This window comes from Antiquaquibacter oligotrophicus (assembly GCF_020535405.1).
Taxonomy (GTDB): Bacteria; Actinomycetota; Actinomycetes; order Actinomycetales; family Microbacteriaceae; genus Rhodoglobus; species Rhodoglobus oligotrophicus.
Genome location: NZ_CP085036.1, coordinates 2,160,216 through 2,187,093 on the forward strand (window position 1 = coordinate 2,160,216; position 26,878 = coordinate 2,187,093).

The following is a 26,878-nucleotide window of genomic DNA, read 5'->3' on the forward strand; positions in this document are numbered from 1 at the left end:
ACCGACGACGCGCCGGGAGGCCTTGGTGGGCACCTACATCAGTTGGTGCCGAATATTGGTGACTACCCTGGGCGGATGCACGTGGAGTGGGTCACCTCAACGGAGTCGACCAATGCCGATCTCGTGCGCCGTGCCTCCGAGCGACCACTGGCGCCGCTCGAGGCTCTCGCGACCACGGACCAGACGGCGGGGCGAGGGCGCCAAGGCCGCAGCTGGACGGCCCCGGAGGGCACGGCGCTTGCGATCTCCCTCTTCGTTCCGCACGTATCGAGCTGGCTGCCCCTCCTCACCGGGCTCGCCATGACACGCGCCGTGCAACGCCTCGTACCCGCGCCAGCCACGGTGAGCCTCAAATGGCCGAACGACGTGCTCATCGCGGAGCGCAAGGTATCCGGCATCCTCGGCGAGGTCGTACCGGGCGGTGCCGTGATGGGGGCCGGCCTGAACTTGAGTATGTCCGAGGCGCAGCTGCCCGTTCCCACGGCGACGTCGCTCGCGCTCGAAGGCGCAGCCGGTGTGACCGCGGAGACCGCCGCGCAGGGGTACCTGGCGGAGTTCGAGGCGCTCTGGCAGGTGTTCTCGGCGAGCGGGTACAACGCTGCGCACGGCCTTCGGGATGCGGTGTCCTCAGCCTGCGGAACCCTGGGGCGACGGGTTCGAGTCGAGTTACCGGATGATGCGGTGCTTGTCGGGGTCGCGGCATCCCTCGACGCCGACGGCCGACTGGTGGTGGAGCGCGACGGCCAGAAGATCACCGTCGCTGCCGGCGATGTCACCCACGTGAGGACAACGTGACCGACAGCCCCGACTATGGGGACACCGGGGCAACCGAGGAGTGGGTGATCGCGCGGTTGCGTCCACACGCGAGGAGGCTGGTCTGGCCGGTGCTCCTGCTGCTGGCAGTGGCAGGCGGCACGGGTTTCGGATATGGGCGTCTCCCGGAGGAATGGCAGAACCTCGCCATCCTCGCGCTCGCGGCCGTTCTGGTGCTCGCGGGGTGTCTTGCACCGTTTCTGCGTTGGCTCGCGTCGACGTATGTGATCACGAGCGAGCGCACCATCATCCGCCACGGGGCACTCGTTCGCTCCAGGCAGGAGGTACCCCATTCGCGGGTTCGTGACATCGTGCTGCGGCGCGGTGCGCTCCAGGCCGCGTTTCGCAGCGGCGATGTGATCCTCGTGGTCGGCCGCGGACACGAGATCGAGTTGCGCGATGTGCCGCGGGCGAGGCTCGTTGTGGCGGTGCTCGACGATCTCATCGACGAAGACGACCCAGATGATCTGTACGAAACATCCATCGGATAGGGTTCAGCCGTGAAAATCTCAGTAATCGGATGTGGCTACCTGGGGGCAGTCCACGCCGCGTGTATGGCAGAACTGGGGCATGACGTCGTGGGGATCGACGTCGACGCCGCCAAAATTGCCAGTCTTGCGGCGGGCGCAGCCCCATTCTTCGAGCCGGGACTTCCCGAGCTCCTCTCCAGCGGTGTCGCGAGCGGCCGGCTACGGTTCTCGACCGACATCGCGGAAGCACGCGGCGCGACAGTGCACTTCGTCGCCGTTGGCACCCCTCAGAAACCCGGAAGCGATGCGGCCGACCTGAGATTCGTCGATGCATCGTTCGAGGCGCTCCTCGAGCACGTCGGCCCGGGTGACCTCGTCGTCGGCAAGTCGACGGTGCCCGTCGGTACTGCTTCTCGGCTCGCCGAAACCGTGGAGGCGGCCGGGGCCACCCTCGCGTGGAACCCCGAGTTCCTGCGAGAAGGCTTCGCCGTGCAGGACACCATCAGCCCGGATCGCCTCGTGTACGGCGTCCGTGATGGGGATGACACGTCCGTGGCGACACTCGACGCCGTGTACGCCTCGGCGATCGCCGCCGAAACACCGCGCCTGGTCACCGACTACGCGACCGCCGAACTCGTGAAGGTCGCCGCGAACGCGTTCCTCGCCACCAAGATCTCCTTCATCAACGCCATGTCCGTCGTCGCGGATGCGACGGGGGCCAACATCACCCAGCTCGCGGATGCCATCGGGCACGACGCGAGGATCGGACGCCGCTTCCTCAACGCGGGAGTGGGATTCGGTGGCGGATGCCTGCCGAAGGACATCCGCGGCTTCATGGCCCGTGCCGACGAGCTCGGGGTGGGGGAGTCCCTCGCATTCCTCAAGAACGTCGACGCCATCAACCTCGCCCAGCGCGAGCGTGTTGTCCAGCTCGCCGTCGAGGCCGCCGGGGGAGACCTCACGGGCACACGCGTCGCCATCCTCGGCCTCGCGTTCAAGCCGGACTCGGACGACGTGCGCGACTCGCCAGCGCTTGACGTTGCCGCACGCCTCGTCTCGCTCGGAGCCATCGTGAAGGCCACCGATCCGGAAGCCATCGAAACCTCTCGGCGCGTGCATCCCGACCTCGACTACGTCGCGACCGTCGACGAGGCGGCAGCGGAAGCAGACATCGTGGTGCTACTGACCGAGTGGAAGCAGTACCGCGAACTCGACCCGGCAGAACTGGCCTCGATCACGTCCGGTCGCACGATCATCGACGGGCGCAACGTGCTCGACTCGAGCCGCTGGCGCGGGGCGGGCTGGGAGTATCGCGGTCTCGGTCGCCCGTAGTACGTGGGGTCCCGAGGGGCGTTGTCGAAGCCACCGAACGAGGTGTCGCGGGGTCGCAGGTTTCGAGACGCGCACCTGCGGTGCGCTCCTCAACCAGCGGGGTGAGTGTTACCTGGTGGTTGAGTAGCCGCGGCGCAGCCCGGCGTTATCGAAACCACCACACGGCGTTCCCGAGGCGCTGGGCGGGATAATGGGGCGTTAGCTCGGCGAAAGGATCACTGTGCGCGTTGGAGTCATCGGCGGAGGTCAGCTGGCACGGATGATGGTGCCCCCGGCCATCGAGCTCGGGCTGAAGATCTCGGTGCTCGCCGAGTCCGAAGGAAGTTCGGCGGGGATCGCCGCTACCGCCGTTGGCGACTACCGTGACGCGCAGACCGTCCTCGATTTCGCCGAGACCGTCGACGTCGTCACCTTCGATCACGAACACGTGCCGCAGGAGGTGCTGCGCGCGCTCGTCGACGCGGGTGTCGCCGTGCATCCCGGCCCGGATGCCCTCCTCTACGCCCAGGACAAGCTCCGCATGCGCGAGCGGCTCAGCCAGTTGGGGCTCCCCGTTCCCGGGTGGGCCGCGGTGGAGACGCCGTCCGCGCTCGACGCGTTCCTCGCGGAGTACGGCGGCCGCGCAGTCGTGAAGACGCCGCGCGGCGGCTACGACGGTAAGGGTGTGCGGGTCGTGTCATCCGCCACCGAGGTCGCCGACTGGTTCGGCGACGGCCCGCTGCTCGTCGAGGAGCTCGTTAGCTTCCGGCGCGAACTCTCTCAGGTGCTCGCGCGCAGGCCGTCCGGCGAGATCGCGCTGTGGCCGGTCGTCGAGTCGATCCAACGCGACGGTGTGTGCGCCGAGGTTATCGCCCCGGCGCCCGCCTCGGCCGGTCGTGTCGCAGACATGGCGGCCGATATTGCCACCGCCGTGGCGGAAAACCTCGGGGTGACCGGTGTGCTTGCCGTTGAGCTCTTCGAGACCACCGACGACCGGATCCTCGTCAACGAACTCGCGATGCGCCCGCACAACAGTGGGCACTGGACCATCGACGGGTCGACGACCAGTCAGTTTGAGCAGCACCTGCGCGCGGTGCTCGACCTGCCGCTGGGAGCGACCGGATGCCGTGACCCCTGGAGTGTCATGGTCAACATCTTCGGCGGCCTCGCGCCCGAACGAATGCCGCTCGCTCTTGCCGACCCAACGGCGAAGGTGCACGGTTACGGAAAAGAGCCGCGTCCCGGCCGCAAAGCCGGGCACGTGACGGCCGGTGGCGAGGACCTCGACGACGTCGTTTTCCGGGCGCGTGCCGCAGCAGCAATCTTTGAGGATTGACCCATACCCTTGTCGGGTGACTGAACCCGCAACCGTCGCCATCGTGATGGGCTCCGACTCCGATTGGTCGGTCATGTCCGCCGCGGCGGACGCCCTCACGGAATTCGGAATCAGCCATGACGTTCAGGTCGTCTCGGCACACCGCAGCCCGGAGAAGATGATCGAGTTCGGCAAACTCGCCGCCGGTCGTGGGTTCCGCGTCATCATCGCGGGGGCCGGTGGCGCAGCCCACCTCCCCGGAATGCTCGCCTCCGTCACAACGCTTCCCGTCATCGGTGTTCCCGTGCCCCTGGCCAAGCTCGACGGTCTCGATTCGTTGCTGTCGATCGTGCAGATGCCCGCAGGCATCCCGGTCGCGACCGTCTCGATCGGGGGTGCGCGCAATGCGGGCATCCTGGCCGCTCGTATCCTCGCCTCCGGCGACCCTGAGCTCACCGCAACGCTCGACGCCTACGCCGAATCGCTCGCAGCTCTCGTCGAGGAGAAGAACGCGGCATTGGGCCGCGACCGGTGACCACGGCATCTCCCACGGTCCGGTTTCCGGATACTAATCATCCGGAGGGTATGACCCGCCGGGCCTGGTGGTTGGTCGGCCTCAACATCCTGGTGCCGGGGTCCGCGCAAATGCTCGCCGGTAACCGCAAACTGGGTCGGTTTGGCGTCGGCGCGACGTTCACCCTGTGGGCGGTCATCGTGCTTGGTGTTGTGCTCTATTTTGTGTGGCCGACCGGTGTCTACACGATTGCGACAACCTCCATCACGTTGTGGGTTGTCGCCGCTGTGCTGCTCTTTTACGCGGTGCTCTGGGTCATCCTCACCCTCGACACGCTGCGTCTCACCCGCATCGTGAAGACGCTCCCGTCCGCGCGTGCAGCGATCGCCGGGTTGGCGACCGTTGCCATGGTGCTTTTCGCGGGCGGTGCGGGGTACGCCGCGTACCTCGCGACAACCGCGGGTAGCTTCGTCGGCGACGTCTTCTCGGCGGCACCCCCCGAGCCACCCGTCGACGGTCGGTACAACATCATGCTTCTCGGTGCCGATGCCGGCCCCGATCGGGAGGGTCTGCGCCCCGACTCCATCACCGTGGTGAGCATCGATGCCGCGACGGGCGAGGCGACGATGATCGGGCTCCCGCGCAACTTGGAGTACGTGCCGTTCGCACCCGGTCCCCTTGCCGATAAGTACCCGAACGGCTACGGCGCCGATGACGGGTGTGAGGTTGACGTCTGTTACCTCAACTCCGTGTACACCGAAGTCGAGCTCATGAGTCCCGACATGTACCCGAACGCGATCGCCGACGGAAGCCAGCCCGGCATCGAGGCGATGCGGGATGCCGTGTCCGGTGTCACGGGCCTGACGATCCAGTACTACGTCCTCATCGAGATGCAGGGCTTCATCGACCTCGTGGATTCGCTGGGTGGTGTGGATGTGACCGTCGAGAACGCGGTACCGATTCACACCGACGAGACCTTTACGGAGGTCTCGGAGTGGATCGGACCTGGTGTTGTACATCTCGATGGATGGCACGCCCTCTGGTACGCACGATCCCGACACGACACGACGGACTACGACCGCATGGAGCGCCAGCATCAGCTCCAGGAGGCGATTCTCGAGCAGTCGAACCCCGCGAACGTCCTGAGTAAGTTCCAGGCCGTGGCCGCGGCGGGCGCGCGGCTCGTGGAGACCGACATCCCGCAGTCGACCCTCGGTTTGTTTGTTGAGCTCGCCACGAAGACCAAGGAACTGCCGATCACCCGCATCGAGTTGACTCCCGCAATGGACGTCGACCCCGAGTACCCCGACTACGACTACATCCACCAGCTCGTCGCCGATGCCACGGTGGTCGCGACGCCCGAGGAGTAGCCCTAGCCGCTACAGGTCGGCGTGGAGCTGCCAGACCTTCTCGGCGGCGCCGCGCCACGTGTACGCCTTAGCGCGGTCAATGCCGGCGTACCGCAGCCGCTGTGCGGTGGACTCATCGCTGAACACGGTATTGATTCCGTCGGCCAGTCGGCGGTCGAAGTCGTTGCCGTCGCGCTCCACTGTGATTCCGGCATCGACGGCGAGTTCGAGTGCCTCGGGGTCATCGGTGTGCACAACGGGAGTGCCGAGCGCGAACGCGTTCAGGATGGGCAGTCCGAATCCCACGGCAGGAGTCGTGTGCGCGAGCACGTCGGCTCGAGCGATCGCGGCAAGGGTGTCCGCGGGATCATCGGAACCCAGGGCCCGCACTCGACCGCTACGCAACCCCGCAGCATCCGCGGCACTCGCGAGCTCCTCGTCGCTCATTCCGGCTTCGGCGATCACGAGGTCGATGGCGTCGTGGACGTGGGACATGGCGCGCACGATCGACGTGATGTGGCTCGGCGACTCCGACTCGCCAACGGTCATCACGAACTTCTCCGGCAGCGACAGGCGCTCCGCGCGCTCGGCGACGTCGGCGGGAGTCGGGAGTTCCTCGGTGGGCGCCCCCGCAATGACACGAAGGCGATCGCCGATGTTCGCGATCTCCGCGAGTTCCTGGGCAACCACGTGATTGGGCACAACGATGGCGTCCGCGTAGCGCTCGGCGCGTTTGAGCATGGCCTTGTGCCACGCGACACTGCGAGCGGCAAGCTCATCGGGACGGGTCCAGGCGAGTGTGTCTCGCACCGTCACCGAGATCTGATCCCCGTCGTTGACCCGATCGTGCCGCCCTAGGGGCGCCAGGAGACTCGCGGCGTGGACGAGTCCGCTTCCCGGGAGGCGTGTGAATCCGTGTTGCCACGCCGCGGTGAGTTCGCGACGGGCCAGCGCGCTCTTGTGTAGGTGGCGTAACCCCGGCAGGCGATCGGCGATGGCGTCGTAGTCGGGTTCGGGGGATGCCGCGACGAACCCTTCGACGATGCATCCGCGCGGTGCTGCCTCGATGAGCGCGGCAGTGAGCTCCGACGCGTAACTCTTGGCGCTTCCGTCCTTGCCGGAGACCATGTCATCGAGGATGACTCGTAGCGTCGTCATGGGGTACACCTGCTCACCTGAGAAAGGTACAGGAATGAACCTCGCGTCACGATCCTCCGATGCCGTCGCCGACTCCCTGCCCGCGCTGCATAGCGATCGTCCCATATCGACCTGGGAGACCCCGTCGGGCGCGGGGGCACGGGAATGTTACGGTACATCGCAGAAAGGTGAGTCCGCGAAGCGATATGAAGACGATCTCCTACATCTTCCCCATCTACAACGAGGCGAAGAACATCCCGCTTCTCTACGAGACCGTCTCAGCTGTCACCCAGCCGCTGCGCGACCGGTACAACCTGCAGTTCGTTTTCGTCAACGACGGGTCGCGGGATGAATCGATCGACATGCTTCGCGGCATCCAGGCGACCGATCCCTCCGTGGTGGTCGTGGATTTTGCCCGAAACTACGGGCATCAGATTGCCGTCACGGCAGGCATCGATTACGCCGACGGTGACGCGATCATCATCATGGACAGCGACCTGCAAGACCCGCCCAGGGTGAGCCTCGAACTCATCGAGAAGTGGGAGGAGGGCTTCGACGTCGTCTACGCGGTGCGGGCCAGCCGCAAGGATTCGTTTTTCAAACGCACGACGGCGCACGCGTTCTACTGGCTTCTGCACACCGTCGCCGACATCGACATTCCTCGAAACACGGGGGATTTCCGCCTCATCGATCGTCGTGTTGCCGAGGAGCTCAAGCGCTACACCGAGCGCAACCGCTTCCTCCGGGGAATGGTCAGCAACATCGGCTTCAAACAGACCGGGGTGCTCTTCGACCGCGACGAGCGCAATGCGGGCGAGACGGGGTACCCGTTCAAGAAGATGTGGTCGTTCGCGCTCGACGGGTTCTTCAGCTTCTCGAGTGCTCCGCTGAAGGCGATCAGCAGGCTGGGTTACGGCATGGCGGTGCTGAGCCTCCTGGGTGCGCTCTACGCGTTTACCGTGCGCGTGTTTTTCCCCGAAACCGTGATCGAGGGCTGGACGTTCATCGTCATCTCGGTGTTCCTTGTTGGGGGCATCCAGCTCATCATGCTGGGTGTGCTGGGCGGGTACATCGGCCGCATCTACACCGAGGTGCAGAACCGGCCGCTCTACAGCGTGCAGAGCGTCTACGCGAGCGCTGGGCGGCGAGCGAACGGATGACACCGGCCGATGCTCCCCGTGAGCGCTCCGCCATCGGCAGGCTCCTTCACGACCATCGTGTGCGGTTTCTCGCCGTCGGCGGGACCAACACGCTCGTCGGGTACCTCGTGTTCACCGCGCTCACCCTGTGGGTGTTCGGGCAGGTCCCGTTTGGCTACCTGATCTCGCTCGTTCTCTCCTACGCCGTCTCCATCACTCTCGCGTTCTGGCTCTATCGCACCTTCGTGTTTGTCGTGAAGGGGCGGGTGCTCACCGACTTCGTGAAGTTTGTGGGGGTCAACCTCGTGGCCATCGGGGTCAACGCGGTGCTGCTGCCGTTTTTTGTCGAGGTGGTCGGCCTGCATCCGCTCGTCGCTCAGGCCATCAGTCTCGTGATCACGACACTCGTGAGCTATTTCGGGCACAAGCACGTGTCGTTCAGGAGGCCGTCGGCGCCGCCGCAGGGGGATGAGGGCCCGGTCAGTCGGTGATGCGGTAGACCTCGAGTGTGCAGCCGCCGAGCTCACCGCGCGCAAACGCGGCGGTTTCGGAGATAGCCGACACGATGTTCCACGGTTCGATCCCGGTCCGCTCGCGCGGGGGTACAACGTCAACCTGCAGAACGAGTGGGTAGTCCGCGCGGATCGCGTCGTACATCGCTCGCTCGTCCGCGTACTTCTCCGCCGTCCAGAAGCGATCGTGTACGCAGCTCGACAGAGCGAAAAACTCCCGCTCGTCGTCGATGGGCACGACGCGATCGCCTTCCCAGCGAACGAAGTCGTCGAGGAACATGGGGCCGTTGGGCACGAGCGGCGAGAACCCTTCGTCGACCGCCGTCGTCCGGGTCACGCCGAAGTCGGCGTATGCCTGCGCTGATTCGATGCGGGAGTCGGGCGCGAGAAGCCTGGCAACCACCGCGATCGACCCGGTGCCGAGGTTGAGGAGTACGAGCACCGCGACGGCGGCGGCGACGGGTGTGCGCCATCTCCGGGCATCCCACCGCTGACCGACAAAACGGTAGACGTACCAGCCGCCAATCGCGGCGAAGAGCAGCGGCGACAGGAACATGGGGATCGCCCAGCGCTCCCAGTGCAGCGCCACAACACTCAGGATGATCCACGTGACGAATCCGAGGGCCAGCGGGAGGGCGATGAGGCGGCGCATCCGGATCGCCAACACCACCCCGAGGATCGAGGCGAGAGTCAGGAGCACACCGGCGACAACGACATAACTCTCGGCGTAGAACAGCATGTTGCCACCCCAGCCGAGGCCGTCTGCCCCGCTGTGCTCCGTGCGCGCCTCCTTCTGGATCGCCGTGACCACACCCGTGATGTTGGTGAACAGCACGGGCGAGATCACGAAAAGGAAAACGACGACACCCGCAATCGCGGCGGCGCCGTGGCCGAGGATACGCAGCGGTCGTCGATCTCGCAGGGCGACAACGACAACAACGATGGCGATCATGACCGCCGAGATCGCACCGGGATATTTGATGGCGATGGAGATGGATACTCCTGCGCTCGCCACGAGAAGACTCACCAGACCGGGTCGTGAGACGTAGTACATGAGCGCGAGCATGACGACCATCGACGCGAGCGCGAGCGGGATGTCCGGTGTCGCGTAGTGCGAATGCTGCACGAACGGCGGGAAGAGCGCGAAGAGCACGGCGGCGATCGCTCCGACCGAGCGCGAGAAGCGTCGACCGATGGCGGCCGCGACGGCGATCATCGCCGTTCCGAGGATCGCCGTGATCAGTCGGGAGATCAGGAGGAACGTGCCGGGGTCGCTCGCATAGGCGACCGGAACGGGCATCCCGTGGAGGCCGACCGAGTACAGGGTGTAGGCGAGGTAGCTGAGCTTGATCTCAACGTGGTCGGGACGCAGGAACAGGGACGGCTCGAACGAGTTGCGGGCGGCCATGTCGACGGCACCCTGGACGATCGTCCACTCATCGGGGTGCAGCCCGTACGGGAGACCCCAGCGTGTGCCGAGAATACGCAGGATGCCGCCAACGAGCACCGCGGCGAGCACCACGATGGTGCTGCCGCGGAGCCACGTTCTCGGTGTGCTGCGCGAGGTCACGTCAGAGCGCGGCGCGGGCCTTGAGGGGCTCCCACCACGCGCGGTTGTCGCGGTACCACTGCACGACGTCGGCGAGGCCCTGCTCGAACGGCACCTGCGGCTCGTAGCCGAGCTCGGCCTGGATCTTGGAGATGTCTACCGAGTAGCGCAGGTCGTGACCGAGACGGTCGGCCACGCGGTCGACGTACGACCAGTCCTTCCCCGTTGCCTCGAGAAGCATCTCGGTGAGCTCCTTGTTGGTGAGCTCGGTGCCACCGCCGATGTTGTAGATCTCGCCGGCGCGACCGCGAGTGAGCACCATGGCGATGCCGCGGGTGTGGTCGTCGACGTGCAGCCAGTCGCGGATGTTGTTGCCCTCGCCGTAGAGCGGAACGTGCTTGTCGTCGATGAGGTTCGTGACGAACAGCGGGATGACCTTCTCCGGGAAGTGGTAGGGGCCGTAGTTGTTCGAGCAGCGGGTGATCGAGAGGTTCAGTCCGTGCGTGCGGAAGTAGCTGCGGGCGAGGAGGTCGCTACCGGCCTTCGACGCCGAGTAGGGGGAGTTCGGTTCGAGCGGGCGGGTCTCGTCCCACGAGCCCTCGGCGATCGAGCCGTAGACCTCGTCGGTCGAGACGTGGACAAAACGCGGGGTGCCGTTGCGCAGCGCAGCATCGAGGAGGCGCTGGGTGCCGAGCACGTTGGTCTCGACGAAGATGCCGGAGTCGCGCACGGAGCGGTCGACGTGGGATTCCGCGGCGAAGTGCACGATCGCGTCGACGCCGGGGAGCGTGGCATCCAGCAGCTCTGCGTCGCGGATGTCGCCCTGCACAAACGAGTAACGGGGGGAGTCGGCGACGGGCGCGAGGTTCTCCAGGTTGCCGGAGTAGGTGAGTGCGTCGTAGACGACGACGTCGGCTCCCTCGAGGCCGGGGTAGGCGTCCTGAAGGGTACGGCGGACGAAGTTGGAGCCGATGAAACCGGCGCCGCCGGTGACGAGAATTTTCATGGGGTTACCAGATACCAATCGTTATGAGCAGTCCAATTATCCGCTGATCGCGCGGTCGGCGGCGCAATCGCGGGGTGAGACGGGCCAGGGCGCGGCGGTTTCGCCACCCGGAGCCCTCCAACAAAGACAGGATGTGGAGCAGCTGGGGCCGCCCGGATTCGGGAGCGACGTGGGCCGCGACCCGGGTGAGAAGGGTCGCGTGGTGACGCAGCCAGTGCTCACGGATGAGGCGCAGGCGCTCCATCGCGGCGCCCACACCCTGGTTCGAGCCGAGCACGTTGCTGTCGTGCTGCCGGTAGTCGACACTCGGGTACCCGTCGATGTGCCAGAGCCACCCCTTCGCCCTCGCGATGGCGTAGATGAGGGAGTCGTGGTACTCGACCTCGCGGGCATCCTGGTTCGAGCGCAGTGTCTCGCGTACGAGGTTGATGAGTCGGGGCGTGAGGAGGAAGCTGCATCCGGGGCCTGGGCTCTCGAGCAGGTAGTCGAACTCACGCTGCGGATAGTCCTTGCGTACGAGTTGTGTTTTCCCGTCGCTCCAGAACGAAAGCACGCTCGACGAGACGCCGTCGAGACCGTTCGCGAGAATGCCTGCGTGACGAGCCAGTTTGTCGGGCCGCCAGCGATCGTCCTGGTCGGAGAACGCGACCAGTTCACCGTCACGAATCTCGGCCTGGTCGATCAGGCGGTAGAAGTTGCGTGCGGAACTCCCGCCCGTTCCGTCATCGGCGAGCACGGTCAGTCGCGGCTCGGTGGCGGCGCGGTCGGCGAGCCACCGCTGCGTCCCATCGCTCGAGCCGTCGTCGAGGGCGACGATACGAACATCCACGCCCTCCTGCGACAGGATGCTGTCGACCTGCTCGTCGAGCCACCGAACCCCGTTGTGGGTGGCCAGAAGCACGACGATGGTGGGGGTGGTGGATGCATTTCCACCGGTGTCGCGCATGGTCAACCATGGTACCGGCGAGACCCTAGGATCATCGTGAGCGTGAATTCATGACAACCGCTCATAGGGGAATCTCATGCTCGCTCGTCATCGTGTCGTCGCGGTCGCCGCCGCATCCATCCTCCTCGGAGCACTCGTGCAGCCGCTCGCCGCAGCGGCCGACGAGGCACCGCCGTTGGAGCAGATGACCGAGTTTCCGGCCGCGGAGTTCGCTGCCGAAGCATCCGAGGTCCCGGCAGAGCTTGCTGAGGCACTGGCGCGCGATGTTGACCTGACCCCCGAGGAGTACCTCGCTCAGGCCGCGGCCTCCCAGCTCGCCGTCGAGGTCGTCGACGGTCTCGAAGCGGCGGGTGTTGGTGTCGTCGCGTCGCGGCTCGAGGGAACCGAGCTCGTCGTCAACGTGGAGACCGAGGCGGATGCCGCGCTCGTCGAGTCCACGGGTGCGACCGCCAAACTCGGCCAGCCAGAGCCGCTGTGGGACCCGTCGGGCCTGACCCCCGAGTTCGCGGCTGACGTGTACGGCGGACAGGGATGGATCTTCCCGGGTGCCGCCGGTTGGTACCAGTGCTCCCTCGGCTTCGGCGGAAAGGCGCTTCCGAGCGGTCAGGGTCAGATCGCCACGGCTGGCCACTGCACCGAGGACATGATCAGCAATGGCTACATCCTCAACCAGCAGTACCCCAACGACGTGGGAACGCAGGGTGTCGCGCTCGGCTCGCGCATCGCAGGGACAACAACTGTGGGCACGGGTCTCGACGTCGGTCGTATCGGCGGTGGGTCCCACGTACTTAAGCCGTACCTCGCCCAGTGGGGTGGTGCAGCGGGGGCTCCACTGTCGTCGCTGCGCTCGGTCACAGGTGATGCGCAGCCCGTCACGGGAACGGCGATCTGCAAGTCGGGAAGCAAAACCGGCTGGTCGTGCGGAACCGTCGTGGAGACGGACTACCTCGCCGAGATCTGTGTGCAGAACTGCGGTGGATCGACCTCCGACGACGTCATTCAGACCGTGCGCTCGGTTGTCGCCCAGATCTGCGTACGCTCGGGAGATAGCGGCGGTGCTGCGGTTCTCGGGAACAAGGCGATTGGGATCACGTCGTGGGCAACGGGCGGGTCGAGCCCGTGCTCGACCGAAACCTACGCCGGCTTCTTCCAGATGGTCTCGCCCGGCGGCCTCGAGAGTGTCGCCTCCGCCTACGGATCGACGTGGGAGCTGAATGCGACGGTCACCTCGCCGACCGTCACCGCGTCGCCCTCCGGCAGCAACAACACGACACTCAGCGGAACGGTGCCGCACGCGGGCATCCGCTACACCGTCGACGTGCACATCGACGGCTCCCCGACACCCTTCGCCACCGCCAACGTCAACGCGGGAACCGGCGGGTGGTCGGTCAACGTGTCCTCCCTGCCCGCTGGCTTGCACTCCTACTCGGCGATCGCGCGCTACGGAACCCAGTCGGTGTCGGCGCCGACGACGGGTTACCTCAAGCGCGGCATGAACATCGATCGCATCCAGGCCGCCAACCGCTACCTCATGGCGGTGGAGATCTCGAAGAAGGCGTATCCGTCGGGCGGTGCTCCCGTCGTCTACGTCACCAACGGGGCCACCTATCCGGATGCCCTGTCCGCAGGACCTGCCGCGGCGCTGCAGGGCGGCGTGATGCTGCTCTCGACGCCCACCACGTTGCCCGTTGAGGTGCGCGACGAGATCATCCGCCTTGGCCCCGCTCGAATTGTGGTTGTCGGTGGTACCGCCACCGTCCCGGCGGACGTCTACAACGCGCTTGCCGCCCTGCAGCCCAACATCGAGCGCATCGGTGGCGCCAACCGCTACGAGGCGTCACGCAACATCGTCGCCGATGCGTTCTCCGGCGAGAACCCGACAACCGCTTACATCGCCACCGGCAAAAACTTCCCGGACGCACTCGGCGCCAGCGCCGCCGGAGCGGCGTTCGGCTGGCCTGTCATCCTCGTGGATGGAACCGCGACCACACTCGACTCTGCGACGATCACCCTGCTGAACAACCTCGGCGTCGACGAGATCAAGGTCGCGGGTGGACCCGCATCGGTGTCGAACGGCATCTTCAACGCGCTGAAGGCGGTCGACCCGACGCCGACGCGGCTGTCCGGAGCGAACCGCTACGAAGCATCCGCAAATATTGCGATCGATGCGTTCGGTGCCGGCGCGCCGGAGCGCGCCTACCTCGCGACGGGACTGAACTTCCCCGACGCGCTCGCTGGCGGGCCGCTCGCGGCCCAGACGGCGTCCCCGATCCTCGCCGTGCGCGACACGTGTGTGCCCGCGGAGAGCCTGTCCGCCCTCCAGCTGATGGAGTCGACGCACGTCACACTCCTCGGAGGTACGGCATCCCTCGGCACGGGGGTTGCCTCTCTCACTCGGTGCGCGTAAGCGGCCCCCGGTAGACTCACCCGGTGCAGATTCGAGAGTTGTCCATCCCGGACTCGTATGAAATCACCCCGATCCTCCGCGGCGACGACCGTGGTGTGTTCCTCGAGTGGTACCGCTTCGACAAACTCTCGGAGGTGATCGGGCACCCGCTCACGCTTCGTCAGGCCAACACGTCGGTCTCGAAGAAGGGTGTCGTTCGCGGCATCCACTTCGCCGACGTGCCGCTGGGACAGGCGAAGTACGTGACGTGTATGCACGGAGCCGTGCTCGACTACGTCATCGACATCCGGGTCGGGTCGCCCACCTTCGGGCAGTGGGATTCGGTGCTCCTCGACGATGTCGACCGGCGCGCGATCTACCTGTCGGAGGGCCTCGGTCACGCATTTGTCGCCCTCACCGAGGGTGCCGTTGTGAGCTATCTCGTCTCCGACACCTACAACCCGACCGGCGAGCACGGCATTGACCCGCTCGACACCGAGATCGGACTCGTCTTCCCGCCAGAGGCGGGGGAGCCCCTCCTGTCGCCGAAGGACACGGATGCCCCCACCCTCGCCGAGGCGGCGGAGCAGGGTCTCCTGCCGACGTGGGACGACATGAAGGCGTACTACGCAAGCCTGGGAGGCACGAACTGATGCGCGGAATCATCCTCGCCGGCGGATCCGGCACACGTCTGTGGCCCATCACCAAGGGCATCTCGAAGCAGCTCATGCCCATCTACGACAAGCCGATGATCTACTACCCGCTGTCGACCCTCATGATGGCCGACATCCGCGAGATCCTGATCATCACGACTCCCGAGTACAACGATCAGTTCCGCGCTCTGCTCGGCGATGGCTCTGACCTCGGTCTGCGCATCGAGTATGCCGTTCAGCCGAGTCCGGATGGCCTCGCCCAGGCGTTCATCATCGGTGAGGAGTTCATCGGCGACGAGTCGGTGGCGCTCGTACTCGGGGACAACATCTTCCACGGCACGGGCCTCGGCAGTTCTCTCCGCAAAAACGGCGACATCGACGGCGGCCTCATCTTCGCCTACCAGGTGGCCAATCCGACCGCCTACGGTGTTGTGGAGTTCGACGAGAACAACGTCGCGGTCTCCATCGAGGAGAAGCCGACGAAGCCCAAGAGCAACTACGCCGTGCCCGGCCTCTACTTCTATGACAACGACGTTGTCGAGATTGCCAAGACCATCGAGCCGAGTGCGCGCGGTGAGCTCGAGATCTCGACCATCAACGAGCGTTACCTCGAGGCCGGTCGCCTGCAGGTGCAGGTGCTCGATCGCGGAACGGCCTGGCTCGACACGGGCACGTTCGAGTCGATGATGCAGGCCTCAGAGTACGTGCGTGTGATCGAGGACCGTCAGGGCTTCAAGATCGGGTGCATCGAGGAGATCGCGTGGCGCGCCGGCTGGATCGACGACGCGCAGCTTGCCGTGCTCGCCGCCCCGCTGCAAAAGAGCGGCTACGGGAGCTACCTGCAGCGGCTGCTCGCGGCAGACGACTGACCACGAAAACTGACGGGCGCGTCAGACCGCGCGGAACGCCGCCCACGTGGAGGCGATCATGTCGTCGAGACCGCGCCCCGCAGTCCAGCCCAGTCGGTGAAGTCGCGAGCTGTCGGCGACCACGGTCGCGGGGTCGCCCGCGCGGCGCGGTAGCACCACGGGTTCAACGTCGGCGCCGGTGATGGCGATGGCTCGATCGACCACCTCGCGCACACTGATGCCAACACCCGTTCCCACGTTGAACGTGCTGTAGCTCCCGGGGTTGCCGGGTAGGTGCTCCGAGACGTAGAGGTGCGCCGAGGCGAGATCGACGACATCGATGTAGTCGCGCACGCACGTGCCATCCGGTGTGTCGTAGTCGTCGCCGTTGATCTCGGGGGCGTCTCCCTTGGCGATGCAGTGCAGCACTCGAGGAACGAGGTTGCTCGAGCCACGATCGGCCAACTGCGGGGTGGCGGCGCCGGCGACGTTGAAGTAGCGCAGGCTCGCCGCCGTCATACCGGATGCCGCGACAACATCCCGCACGATGGATTCCCCCATGAGCTTCGAGCGGCCGTAGGGGGAGAGTGGTGTCGTCGCATCGTCTTCGGTGACCGGCTCGGATCCGGTGTCGCCGTAGACGGCGGCGGAGGACGACAGCACGAAGCGCTCGACGCCAGCCGCGGTTGACGCCGCAAGCACCGTGAGGAGGCCGTGGACGTTGACGTCGTAGTAGCGAAGCGGGTGGGAGACCGACTCTTCGACACTCTTGAGGGCGGCGAACTGGAACACCGTGTCGAGCCCGTGATCGGCCATGAGGTGCGTCAGCGTGCGTTCGGCATCCGGTGCCGTGATGTCGAGGCCAACAAACTGCGCGCCATCGATGCGATCGCGGATGCCCGTCGAGAGGTCGTCCACGATCCACACGTCGTCGCCGCGTTCGCGCAGGAGGTGCACGAGATGGGAACCGATGTAGCCGGCTCCGCCGACAACGAGCGATCCCATGACTGCCACTGTACCGGGGTACACCTCGGCCTCGCGCCGAGCCCTCTCGTGAGCGGGTTAGCATGGAACCCATGGCTCCACCCGAGAACGCGGACGCTCTCGCCTTCGACAAGGCCCGCTCCGACTACCTCGCCGGCGACTTCGCTCCGACTCTCTCCCTCGGCACCCCGAAGCGTCGTCGTGTCGCCGTGATCATGTGCCTCTGGAACCGGCCCCAGCGTATGGGCGAGGTGCTCGCCATGCTCGCCGGTCAGGTGTTGTCGGGCGGCATCGACCTCTACCTCTGGAACAACTGCCCGGAGGATCACGAGATCTATGAGAAGGCCATCCGTGATCACGGCCTGCGTGGGGCCCTGCGTTCGGTCCAGCTGGTCAAGAGCGACGTGAACCTCGGCTCGATCGCCCGTTTCTACATCGCGCGCAAGCTCGCCGCGGAGGGGATGGCCGGGCCCATCATCATCCTCGACGACGATGAGAACGTGAAGCGCACGTTTGTGCGCCAGGCCCTGTGGCGGTACAACCCGAAAGAGATCACCGCGTGGTGGGCGTTCCAGGTCAATGGTGCCTACTGGGACAAAACGCCGGCAGAACGCGGTGATCGGGTCGACCACATCGGCCCGGGCGGCATGATCTGCGACTCCCGCATCTTCCTCGACGACCGCTTCTTCACGGAGCTACCCGACAAGTACTGGTTCCTCGACGACCTGTGGCTCACCTACTGGGCGCACGACAAGGGCATCCCGTTGCGCAAGCTCGATGTCACGATCGACTTCGTTCTGAAAGAGAAAAACCAGTGGTACTCGCTCGTTGATCTCAAAGAGGAGTTCTACACCGAGCTCTACGGCCAGGCGGCGGGCGAGCACACGGTCGCGGGCGAGTCGAGCTAGCGATCCCGCAACTCTCGACCTAGGCTTCAAGGTGCTGCAGCTGCTAAGGGGGCAGCGGGGGGCGAGAACAATGCAACATCACCGTGGCCGCACACGCATCGTAGGGGCGCTGAGCGTCGTTGTCGCGACTCTCGCCGCGACGCTGGTTCCGACCGTCGCCGCGAATGCCATTACGGGCGCCGACTTCGACCCCGGTCACATCATCAGTGACCTCCAGTTCTACGACAACGCCGCGATGTCTGAGGCGGAGATCCAGTCGTTCCTGGAGGCGCGTGTCGCGCCGACGGGATGTGTCACCTCGAACTGTCTCGCGGCGTTCAAGATGGACACCTTCACGCGAGCGGCCGATCGCAACATCTGCACCGAGTACACCGGTGGATCGCAGGAGAGCGCCGCGCGCATCATCTACAAGGTGCAGCGCGCGTGCGGCATCAGCGCCCGTGTGCTCCTCGTCACGCTCCAGAAGGAGCAGAGCCTCCTCACGGCAACGGCGCCGACGTCGTGGCAGATGACGGCGTCCATGGGATACGGATGCCCGGACACCGCCCCGTGTGACGCGCAGTTCTACGGCTTCTACAACCAGGTGTACAAGGCCGCGTGGCAGTTCAAGCGCTACAGCACGCCCGACCCGTGGGGCACCTACCAGCCGGGCAATCGCTACATCCAGTACAACCCGAATCCCGATTGCGGCGGCTCGTGGGTCAACATCCGCAACAACGCGACGGCGGCCCTCTACAACTACACGCCCTACCAGCCCAATGCCGCGTCGCTCGCGAACCTCTACGGCAGTGGCGGCTCGTGCGGCGCGCACGGCAACCGCAACTTCTGGACGTACTACCACGGCTGGTTCGGTGACCCAGAGTACGGCGGTCTGCCCGGTGTGACCGTCACACGGTTCGACGTCGCCAACCGCTACGAGTCCTCGACACGTATCTCGCAGGAAGCGTTCCCGTCGGCTCCGGTTCCCGTGGTGTACCTGGCCACCGGCCACAACTACCCGGATGCTCTCACGGCGGGGGCGGCTGCCGCGCGGCAGGGTGGCCCGCTGTTGCTCATCGACGGGGCATCCATTCGGCCGGTTGTCGACGCCGAACTCAAGCGGCTTCGGCCTCAGCGCATCGTGGTGGTCGGCGGTCCAGAATCCGTGCCGGAGTCCGTTGTGCAGGCGCTGTCGGCCTACAGCCCGTCGGTCACGCGAGTCGGCGGGGCCGACCGGTACGAGGTGTCCCGATCGCTCGCCCTGACGATGAACCCGCAGGGGCCCGTCAACGAGGTCTTCGTTGCGACCGGATCCAACTACCCCGACGCGCTCGGGGCCGGTATGGCGGCGGGCTATCGCAAGGTGCCCATCGTGCTCGTGCCGGGGACCGACACGGCACTGGATGCCGCGACCGCCGACTTCATCCGGAGGCTCGCGCCGCAGAAGATCACGATCGTCGGGGGACCGGTCTCGGTCTCACCCGGAGTCGAGGCCCAGTTGAAGACCTTCGCGGCCACGACGCGGGTGAACGGAGCAAACCGCTACGAGGTTTCCACGAACCTCGCGCGAAACCTCTATGCGACCCAGCGGCCGACAACCGTGTATCTGGCGACGGGTCTCACCTACCCCGACGCGCTCGCGGGATCGGTGCTCGCGGCACGCAAGTCGGCAGCACTCCTCGTGTCGCACCCGTACTGCATCCACCCGTCGACGCTCTCGGCGATCACGGACTTCAAGGTGAACTCGGTCACACTCCTCGGTGGGCCGGTGTCACTCGCCGCGAACGTCAAGTACATGGTGCGCTGCTGGTAGCAGCGCGACCGGTCAGTCGAGAATTTCGAGGACAGGCTCGGCGCTGATCGTGCCGTAGTGGGTCTTCGGGTCGAACCCGTTGAAGGACGCCGCCTGCAGCCAGTCCTGAACGTGGGTGCCCACGGAGTCCATGATCGACAGGTTCACGAAGTACTTGCCGGGGCCGAAGCGCGCATCGCGCACCGTAAAGCGCAGCGTGTGATCGCCGATGAGGTCGGGGAGGGTGACGCCGAGGCGGCTTGTTGTCGTTCCCCACACCTCCTGGCCCTTGGTGTTGTTGAGCTGGAGTGCGATCACATGATCGGCGAGGCTCACCGATGAGCGGATGGTCACGTCGACCGTGAGATCCGACCCCGGCATGATCTCGCCCTTGGGCCCCGTGATCGTCGGTGTCGCGGTCACGGACAGGAAGCCAGACAGACGCTCGGGCTCCTGTGTCTCCCCGATCTCGGCGAGCCTGCGCTGTTCGAGGATGTCGCGGAAGGCGGCGACCGCCTCCGACGGGTCCCCGTCGACCACGATCTGGCCCTGATTGAGCAGCACGGCCCGGTCGCACAACTCCGTGACCTGGCCGAGGGAGTGGGTGACGAGGATGATCGTGCACCCCTGCTGCTGGAACTCGCGGATCTTGTCGAGGCACTTGCGCTGGAAGGCCTCGTCGCCGACCGCGAGGACCTCGTCGACGAGGAGGATGTCTGGCTCCGTGTGAACGGCGACCGCAAACGCGAGACGCACGAACATGCCGGACGAGTAGAACTTCACCTGGGTGTCGATGAACTCGCCGATGCCCGAGAAGGCGAGGATGTCGTTGAATCGCGCATCGGTGTCGGTCTTCGAGAGCCCCAAGATCGAGGCGTTGAGGTAGACGTTTTCGCGACCGGTGAGGTCGGGGTGGAAGCCCGCGCCGAGTTCGAGAAGAGCGGCGATACGGCCGCGATTGCGGACGCTGCCGGTGCTCGCGTCGAGGATTCCGCCGATCACCTTGAGGAGTGTGGACTTACCGGAGCCGTTGTGGCCGATGAGACCGATGGTCGTGCCGGCGCGAATGGAGAGCGAGACATCCGAGAGGGCCCAGAAGTCCTCGCGGTGGCGTTTGCCGAGACGGCCGAGGGTGACGAGGCGCTCCTTGAGCGAGTTGTCCTTGCGCACGACAAAACGCTTCGACACGTTCTCGAGTCGGACGACCTCGGGGGCCTCGATCGTGGGGGCGGGCATCCGGTGCTCCTACAGTTCCTGGGCGAAGTTGCCCTGCAGGCGTGTGAAAACGCGCTGGCTGATGACGAGGAAAACGAGGCTGATGCCGATCGCGATGAGCATACGCAGCAGCAACTGGTCCGGGTACTCGGCCGGCGGGAACTCGGCAGACCCGTTGCCGCCCACCCAGAACGCCTTCTGGAACCCGAGGACGGCGAGGGTGAGCGGGTTGTTGGTGTAGATCTCCAGCAGGATGCTCGGGCCGAGCACCGACTTGACCATCGAGAACGCGTACACGATCGGGGAGGCCCACAGCATGACCATGAGCACAACCTCGAGGAGGTAGCCGATGTCGCGGAGGTAGACGTTCCACGCGGAAAGCAGGAGGGCGAGCGCGGTGCCGACCGTCACGAGCAGCACAAGGCTCGGAATGGCGTAGAGGAGATCCCAGTGCGCCGGGAAAACACCCAGGATGAGGGCAGCGACGAGCAGGATGCCGAGCTGGATCGCGAAGTTGAAGAGGGCAGACCCGACACTCGCGAGCGGGAAGACCTCGCGGGGAAGCTGGACCTTTTTGATGAGACCGGCGTTCGAGACGATCGACGACGTACCCGTCGAGACGATCTCGGCAAACAGTGTGTAGGCCGTGAGGCCGGTGAAGACATAGATCGCGAAGTCCGGGATACCGCGAGCGGCACCGAGGAAGTGGCCGATGACGACGTAATAGATCGCGAGTTGCGTGAGTGGGCGCACGAGAGTCCACAGGAAGCCGAGCGCGCTGTCCTTGTAGCGCGACTTGAGGTCGCGACGTACGAGAAGGCCGAGCATCTCGCGGTGGCGGAAGACGTCGGCGATGGAGTCGAAGCTGCCCTTGACGGTCTGACTGCGACCACCGACCTGGCGGAAGGGCTCCCGCTCGAGCATCGCGTAGCGTTCGTGCGCGTTCATTAGACCGTGTCTCTCATGGGGCAACGCCCCAGTATAGCCAGCCGGGTGCCCTGAATCCGCGCGGAACCGGCTTGGTAGACTGCCTCGGCGGCAACGCCAGTGCATCGAGAGGACAGCAATGCCCACCGTGAAACCCGGCGTCGTGTCCGTCGTGCTCGTCAACTTCCGTGGGACGGATGACACCCTCGAGGCCATCACGCGGCTCGGGGAGCTCGACTGGCCGTCCGACCGGCTCGAGATCGTTGTTGTCGAAAACGGTTCGGGTGATGACAGCGCCGAGCGCATCGCCGCCGCAGCCCCACACGTCACTCTGCTCGTTTCGACGGAGAACAACGGCTTCGCAGGCGGCTGCAACCAGGGTGTCGCGGCATCCTCCGGCGAGTACATCGCTCTGCTCAACAATGACGCGAAGCCGGACCCGCGGTGGATCGCGGCGGCAGTCGCACGCTTCGAGGAATCCGAAAAGGTCGGGGCTGTCGCCAGCCGTGTCCTCGATTGGGACGGCGAGCTCGTCGACTACATCGGCTCCGCCATGACCTGGTACGGCATGGGTTACAAGCCCTACACGGCAGAGCCCGTTCCCAGCACTCCGGATCACACTCGCGACGTTCTCTTCGGTACCGGGTCAGCCATGTTCGTTCGCCGCTCGGTTTTCGAGGAACTCGGGGGATTTGACGAGCGCTACTTCATGTTCTTCGAGGACGTCGACCTCGGCTGGCGACTGAACCTCGCTGGCTACCGCTTTGTGTACGAGCCGGAGTCCCTCGCGTTCCATAAACACCACGCATCGATGAGCAAGTTCGGCTCGCACAAGGAGACCTACCTGCTCGAGCGCAACGCGCTCTTCACGCTCTACAAAAATGCGGGCAAGGCAGCGCTCGACGACCTGCTGCCCGCCGCCATGGGCCTCTCGATTCGCCGTGGGGTCACGAGGGGCGAGCTCGATTCCACGTCGTTCGACCTGCGCAAGGGCGGCAGCGACGAGCCAACCATGGAGTTCCCAACCCAAACGGTGGCCGCCGTGTACGCCATCGACCAGTTTGTCGCGGAACTACCCGGGCTCACGGTCTCGCGCGACGAGATCCAGCGCACTCGCGTTGTCTCGGAACGTGCGATCTGGAGCCTCTTCGGCCAGTTCGATGCGCCGATCATTCACGAGCCCGACTACCTCGCGGGTTACGACGCCCTGAGTATCGCGTTCGATGTCGCCTCGCCGAAGCTCACCACCAAGGTCGTTGTTGTTACGGGCGACCCCATCGGGGCGAAGATCGCCGGACCCGCCATCCGCGCGTGGAACATGGCGGCGGCACTCTCGCGGGTCGGAGACGTTGTGCTCGTGAGCCTCTCGGGGGTTGACGGGGCACCGGATGCCCCCTTCCGGCTGCAGCACGTGGCATCCGGCAACGATCGCGACTTCTCCAAACTCGAGGCCTGGGCCGACGTCATCGTCTTCCAGGGCTCGGCCATGTCGGTGTTCGAGTCGCTCCGTCGCTCCCAGAAGGTCATCGTCGTCGACATCTACGACCCCATGCACCTCGAGCAGCTCGAGCAGGGGCGGGAGCTCGGTTCCGCGACGTGGCACGCGAACGTGGAGGGCGCCACCGAGGTGCTCAACGAGCAACTGGCCCGCGGCGACTTCTTCATGGCCGCCTCGGAGCGTCAGAAGCACTTCTACCTCGGTCAGCTCGCGGCGCTCGGTCGCATCACACCGACCACGTACGACGGCGACCCCGACTTCGACGGGTTCCTCTCGGTGGTGCCTTTCGGTATACCCGCCGAAGAACCCGTCCACGAACGCGACGTCCTTAAAGGGGTTCGACCCGGGTTCGGGCGCGACGACAAGGTGCTCCTGTGGAGCGGCGGGCTCTACAACTGGTTCGACCCCGCGACCCTCATCCGTGCCGTCGCCACCGTTGATGCCCGACGCGGGGGAGTGCGACTGTTCTTCCAGGGCACAAAACACCCCCACCCGGATGTGCCCGAAATGCGGGTCGTCTCGGAGTCGCGCGCGCTCGCCGCGGAACTCGGTGTCGCCGACACCGCCGTCTTCTTCAACGATTCGTGGGTGGACTACGCCGATCGGCAGAACTACCTTCTCGAGGCCGATGCGGGCGTCAGCACCCACTTCTCGCACGTCGAGACCACGTTCTCGTTCCGCACGCGAATCCTCGACTACCTGTGGGCGGGGCTCCCCATGGTTGTTACCGACGGCGACCACTTCGCCGACCTCATTCGTGCTGAGGGCCTCGGCATCGTGGTGCCGGCGGAAGACCCGGATGCCCTCGCCGACGCACTCGAAACCGTGCTCTTCGACGGTGCCTTCGCGGCGGCCGCCCGCGAGAACATCGCGCGTGTCCGCGAGCGGTACCGCTGGGATGTCGTGCTGAAGCCGCTCGTCGACTTCGTCGCCGACCCGCATCATGCCGCCGACTGGACGGGAGACCCGCGCGCAAGCAGGCCCCGCTCGACCACACGTCGCAGGTCGGGGCTTGCCCACAACGTGCGGCAGACGCTTTTCCACCTCCGTCACGGAGGTGTGAAGGTGGCGTTGCGCAAGGTGCGATCGAGGCTCGGGCTCGGGTCGTGAGCGCGGCACCCGTCGTGAGTGTTGCACTCGCGACCTACAACGGCGGCCGGTTCGTCGACGAGCAGGTGCGCAGCATCCTCGAGCAGGATCCACCGCCAGCCGAGATCGTTGTCGCCGACGACGGGTCGACGGATGACACAGTCGCGATCGTGCGCAGGGTCGCGGCCGAGCATCCGGGGGTGCGCCTGAAGGTGCTCGAGTCCGTTGGGGCGTCGCTCGGTGTTGCCGGCAACTTCGCGCGGGCCATCGCCGCGGCATCCGGTGATCTCGTCGCCCTCTCCGATCAGGACGACCGCTGGCACGAGGGTCGCCTCGCCGCCCTGATCGGGCGATTCGTCTCGGACGAGACGCTGACGTTGGTGCACCACGACGCGGTGCTTGTCGACGGCGCGGGTGCGCCGCTCGGTCAGCGTCTGCTGGACTGGTTGCGCGCGTCAGCCTCCGAGCGATCGTCGCTCGTGGCGGGCAACGCGCTGCCCGTGTATCTCCGTCGCAATCTCGCCACGGGGGCGACCGTCGTTTTCCGCCGTGAGCTCGCCGAGCGTGCGCTGCCCGTGGGCGCCGGGTGGATTCACGACGAATGGCTCGCGATGATCGCGGCGGCCTTCGGCGGTGCCCGCCTCGACGAGCGCGCCCTCATCGACTATCGCCAGCACGGCGGCAATCAGATCGGGGTCGCCAAGCCGACACCGGCACACCTCGTGCGCCGGATGCTCGAGCCCCGCGGCGATCGCTACGAGTGGCTTGCCGCCCGTACGGAAGCGCTCCTGGAAAAACTGCAGGCGCTGGATGCCCCCGCCGACGCGCTCACTCTCGTGCGGGCCAAGCTCGAGTTCGAGCAGAGCCGTGCTCGGTACCCCCGGCGGCGTCTCGCGCGACTGGGCCCGGTGCTCGCGCAGCGGAAGTCGTACCGTGAGCTATCGAGCCAGGGTGGGCTCGACATCCTCCGGGACCTGCTCCACGGCGCCTAGCTCGCCGTTACCGGCGAGGGACAGCCGTGCCCCGAGCACAGCCGCCACGGCTGTGACAGCGGTGAAGGCCGCGAGCGTCAGAACGATGCCACCGGGCGGCTGCCACTGCGGCTCGGCGAACATGGCGAACCAGGAGCCGCTGGCCCCCACGCTGTAGCGCTGGATGCCCGCCGTGTAGGCGAGCACGTGGCACACGCCCCAGAGCGCCGCGACGAGTGTCACGAGAATCGTCATCGATCGTGAGCTCAGGCGGAGCCGGTCAGCGAGAACGATTCCCAGCCCGACGGCGGCGATAACAAACACGGGGAGGGCGTAGCGTCCCTGCCAGATCCAGCCGCCAGACGTGATGAACGCTGCCTGGATGAGGGCCGGAACGACCGGCACGAGCACCACAACCGTGAGGGCGAAGACCAGCGCACGACCGCGCAGCAGCACAACGGCCCACACGACGAGGCTGCCGATGAGCAGGCCCCACAGCGCGTACACCTCGCTGGGGGCCGCCGTATCCAACCAGCCGAAAACGCCGATCATCTCGCGCAAGTGCTGTGCGAAGCGCACAATCATGAGTCCGAAACCCACAACGGGCGACTCACCGGCGTACGGCACCTCCTGCGCCTCACCGCCCGCCTCCGATGCGGTGGAGACCGTGTTGGTGAGGCGGAGCCAGAGGAGCGCGGCAATCGCGCCGACCGCGACGACCGCAGCCGACACGATGACGGCGCGAGTCCTGACGAGGCGAGCGAACTGTTCTCGCGAGACGAAGATGAACGGCACGAGCACCGCAATCGCCACCCAGATCGGGGAAATCGCTCGCGTGTTTGCGGCGACAACACCCGCGATAGCGATGATGGTTGCCCTCCCCGCCAGCAGCCCAGGGTCCGGCTTCAGGATGACGGCGGCCACGGCGGCGAACGCAGCGAGAGTCGCCGCGACTTCGAGCGAGTTCGGATTGACCGAGCCCGACAGGAAAAAGACCATCGGGGTCAGTGCCGTCGCGAACCCGATCATGGGCACAACACGCGATCGCCAGCTCGTGAGCACAACCAGGGTCAGCGCGAGAAAGACGCTCGTGATCATCCCGCTCAGGATGCGCATCGCGTAGATCCCACCGCCGTCCTGGGCCACGAGGCTCGGTACCCCGACGGCGAGGTAGTAGGTGGGGTTATAGCGGCCAGCCGTTGTGGTCGCCTCCACGGTGGCGAAATCGTCACCGGGGGGCTCGAGCACACACGCGGCGGTGACTTCGGCGTTGAACGCCGTACACGTCTGTGCGTGTGTCCACGCCAGGTACTGGGGGACTTCGACGAAGCTCCCGGCGCCAGCATCCGCGTTGTTGAAGGCGCCACGCACCGTCGATGCCGCCTTGATGAGGTGAGCGGGTTCGTCGGGGGACGCCCCGAAAGGAGTGGCGAGCGACCACAGCGCCGACAGCGACGAGAAGAGCAGCCATCCGACCAGGAAGACAACCCACGCGCGCGGGGTGGAACGGCGTGCGGGCATGGCTTCGATAGTACGCGGCGAGTGCTGTCAGTCGCTCTAGGGTGGT

At 66.0% G+C, this 26,878-nt stretch carries 23 protein-coding genes; 15 read left to right on the forward strand and 8 right to left on the reverse strand.

The annotated features are described in order from the left end of the window. Window positions 1-75 precede the first annotated feature (75 nt). The 6 genes from LH407_RS10495 to LH407_RS10520 all read left to right on the forward strand — a co-directional run bounded on the left by LH407_RS10495 (window position 76) and on the right by LH407_RS10520 (window position 5,793). Window positions 76-795: a biotin--[acetyl-CoA-carboxylase] ligase gene (locus LH407_RS10495; protein ID WP_322134042.1), complete on the forward strand. Its 720-nt coding sequence runs from the start codon at window positions 76-78 to the stop codon at window positions 793-795. Continuing rightward, window positions 792-1,304, forward strand: coding sequence for a PH domain-containing protein (locus LH407_RS10500; RefSeq protein ID WP_322134041.1), 513 nt, complete (start codon window positions 792-794; stop codon window positions 1,302-1,304). Before LH407_RS10495 ends, LH407_RS10500 begins: the two co-directional genes overlap by 4 nt. A 9-nt stretch (window positions 1,305-1,313) precedes the next feature. Continuing rightward, on the forward strand, window positions 1,314-2,615 hold the full coding sequence (locus LH407_RS10505) for a UDP-glucose dehydrogenase family protein (protein WP_322134040.1): 1,302 nt from the start codon (window positions 1,314-1,316) through the stop codon (window positions 2,613-2,615). 214 nt (window positions 2,616-2,829) lie between these two features. Next, window positions 2,830-3,930: a 5-(carboxyamino)imidazole ribonucleotide synthase gene (locus LH407_RS10510; RefSeq protein ID WP_322134941.1), complete on the forward strand. Its 1,101-nt coding sequence runs from the start codon at window positions 2,830-2,832 to the stop codon at window positions 3,928-3,930. 46 nt (window positions 3,931-3,976) lie between these two features. After that, window positions 3,977-4,444 carry a 5-(carboxyamino)imidazole ribonucleotide mutase gene (gene purE, locus LH407_RS10515; RefSeq protein WP_322134940.1) on the forward strand — a complete coding sequence of 156 codons (468 nt, stop codon included), beginning with the start codon at window positions 3,977-3,979 and terminating at the stop codon, window positions 4,442-4,444. A gap of 50 nt (window positions 4,445-4,494) precedes the next feature. Next, window positions 4,495-5,793 carry an LCP family protein gene (locus LH407_RS10520; RefSeq protein WP_322134039.1) on the forward strand — a complete coding sequence of 433 codons (1,299 nt, stop codon included), beginning with the start codon at window positions 4,495-4,497 and terminating at the stop codon, window positions 5,791-5,793. A 9-nt stretch (window positions 5,794-5,802) separates the two neighbouring features. Here the strand turns inward: LH407_RS10520 and LH407_RS10525 are convergent, their stop codons facing one another. Beyond that, the gene (locus LH407_RS10525; protein ID WP_322134038.1) at window positions 5,803-6,930 is read right to left on the reverse strand and encodes a glycosyltransferase; all 1,128 of its coding nucleotides are present in this window, start codon (window positions 6,928-6,930) and stop codon (window positions 5,803-5,805) included. Between the two features lie 185 nt (window positions 6,931-7,115). Between LH407_RS10525 and LH407_RS10530 the strand changes: the two genes are divergently transcribed. After that, window positions 7,116-8,069, forward strand: coding sequence for a glycosyltransferase family 2 protein (locus tag LH407_RS10530; protein WP_322134037.1), 954 nt, complete (start codon window positions 7,116-7,118; stop codon window positions 8,067-8,069). Further along, complete coding sequence (locus LH407_RS10535; protein WP_322134036.1) at window positions 8,066-8,539, forward strand: GtrA family protein; 474 nt, start codon at window positions 8,066-8,068, stop codon at window positions 8,537-8,539. The genes LH407_RS10530 and LH407_RS10535 overlap by 4 nt, the downstream gene beginning before the upstream one ends. Here the strand turns inward: LH407_RS10535 and LH407_RS10540 are convergent. The 3 genes from LH407_RS10540 to LH407_RS10550 are packed head-to-tail and all read right to left on the reverse strand — an operon-like array spanning window position 8,529 to window position 12,061. Next, a complete protein-coding gene (locus LH407_RS10540; RefSeq protein ID WP_322134035.1) occupies window positions 8,529-10,130 on the reverse strand; it encodes a glycosyltransferase family 39 protein in 1,602 nt (533 codons plus the stop codon). The genes LH407_RS10535 and LH407_RS10540 overlap by 11 nt on opposite strands. Window position 10,131: 1 nt before the next feature. Continuing rightward, on the reverse strand, window positions 10,132-11,115 hold the full coding sequence (gene rfbB / locus LH407_RS10545) for a dTDP-glucose 4,6-dehydratase (RefSeq protein WP_322134034.1): 984 nt from the start codon (window positions 11,113-11,115) through the stop codon (window positions 10,132-10,134). Between the two features lie 4 nt (window positions 11,116-11,119). Continuing rightward, window positions 11,120-12,061: a glycosyltransferase gene (locus LH407_RS10550; RefSeq protein WP_322134033.1), complete on the reverse strand. Its 942-nt coding sequence runs from the start codon at window positions 12,059-12,061 to the stop codon at window positions 11,120-11,122. 76 nt (window positions 12,062-12,137) lie between these two features. Here LH407_RS10550 and LH407_RS10555 point away from each other — a divergent pair, with 76 nt between their 5' ends. The 3 genes from LH407_RS10555 to rfbA are packed head-to-tail and all read left to right on the forward strand — an operon-like array spanning window position 12,138 to window position 15,969. Then, complete coding sequence (locus LH407_RS10555; RefSeq protein ID WP_322134032.1) at window positions 12,138-14,468, forward strand: cell wall-binding repeat-containing protein; 2,331 nt, start codon at window positions 12,138-12,140, stop codon at window positions 14,466-14,468. Between the two features lie 23 nt (window positions 14,469-14,491). Beyond that, window positions 14,492-15,100: a dTDP-4-dehydrorhamnose 3,5-epimerase family protein gene (locus LH407_RS10560; protein ID WP_322134031.1), complete on the forward strand. Its 609-nt coding sequence runs from the start codon at window positions 14,492-14,494 to the stop codon at window positions 15,098-15,100. Continuing rightward, a complete protein-coding gene (gene rfbA / locus LH407_RS10565; RefSeq protein ID WP_322134030.1) occupies window positions 15,100-15,969 on the forward strand; it encodes a glucose-1-phosphate thymidylyltransferase RfbA in 870 nt (289 codons plus the stop codon). The genes LH407_RS10560 and rfbA overlap by 1 nt, the downstream gene beginning before the upstream one ends. A gap of 21 nt (window positions 15,970-15,990) precedes the next feature. Here the strand turns inward: rfbA and galE are convergent, their stop codons facing one another. Continuing rightward, window positions 15,991-16,953, reverse strand: a complete 963-nt coding sequence (gene galE / locus LH407_RS10570) for a UDP-glucose 4-epimerase GalE (RefSeq protein ID WP_322134029.1) — start codon at window positions 16,951-16,953, stop codon at window positions 15,991-15,993. Between the two features lie 71 nt (window positions 16,954-17,024). Here galE and LH407_RS10575 point away from each other — a divergent pair, with 71 nt between their 5' ends. Together LH407_RS10575 and LH407_RS10580 are read left to right on the forward strand one after the other, a co-directional pair. Next, window positions 17,025-17,840 (forward strand): hypothetical protein, encoded by an 816-nt coding sequence (locus LH407_RS10575; protein WP_322134028.1) that lies wholly within the window; start codon window positions 17,025-17,027, stop codon window positions 17,838-17,840. 70 nt (window positions 17,841-17,910) lie between these two features. Further along, a complete protein-coding gene (locus tag LH407_RS10580; RefSeq protein WP_322134027.1) occupies window positions 17,911-19,632 on the forward strand; it encodes a cell wall-binding repeat-containing protein in 1,722 nt (573 codons plus the stop codon). Between the two features lie 12 nt (window positions 19,633-19,644). Here LH407_RS10580 and LH407_RS10585 read toward each other — a convergent pair whose 3' ends face one another. Both LH407_RS10585 and LH407_RS10590 read right to left on the reverse strand, forming a co-directional pair. Then, on the reverse strand, window positions 19,645-20,847 hold the full coding sequence (locus LH407_RS10585) for an ABC transporter ATP-binding protein (protein WP_322134026.1): 1,203 nt from the start codon (window positions 20,845-20,847) through the stop codon (window positions 19,645-19,647). 9 nt (window positions 20,848-20,856) lie between these two features. Next, window positions 20,857-21,774 carry an ABC transporter permease gene (locus LH407_RS10590; protein ID WP_322134025.1) on the reverse strand — a complete coding sequence of 306 codons (918 nt, stop codon included), beginning with the start codon at window positions 21,772-21,774 and terminating at the stop codon, window positions 20,857-20,859. Between the two features lie 118 nt (window positions 21,775-21,892). Between LH407_RS10590 and LH407_RS10595 the strand changes: the two genes are divergently transcribed. Then, window positions 21,893-24,361, forward strand: a complete 2,469-nt coding sequence (locus tag LH407_RS10595; protein ID WP_322134024.1) for a glycosyltransferase — start codon at window positions 21,893-21,895, stop codon at window positions 24,359-24,361. Further along, on the forward strand, window positions 24,358-25,332 hold the full coding sequence (locus LH407_RS10600) for a glycosyltransferase family 2 protein (RefSeq protein WP_322134023.1): 975 nt from the start codon (window positions 24,358-24,360) through the stop codon (window positions 25,330-25,332). The genes LH407_RS10595 and LH407_RS10600 overlap by 4 nt, the downstream gene beginning before the upstream one ends. On the opposite strand, the gene LH407_RS10605 is transcribed toward LH407_RS10600, so the two are convergent. Further along, on the reverse strand, window positions 25,279-26,832 hold the full coding sequence (locus tag LH407_RS10605) for a DUF2142 domain-containing protein (RefSeq protein ID WP_322134022.1): 1,554 nt from the start codon (window positions 26,830-26,832) through the stop codon (window positions 25,279-25,281). The genes LH407_RS10600 and LH407_RS10605 overlap by 54 nt on opposite strands. Window positions 26,833-26,878 lie beyond the last annotated feature (46 nt).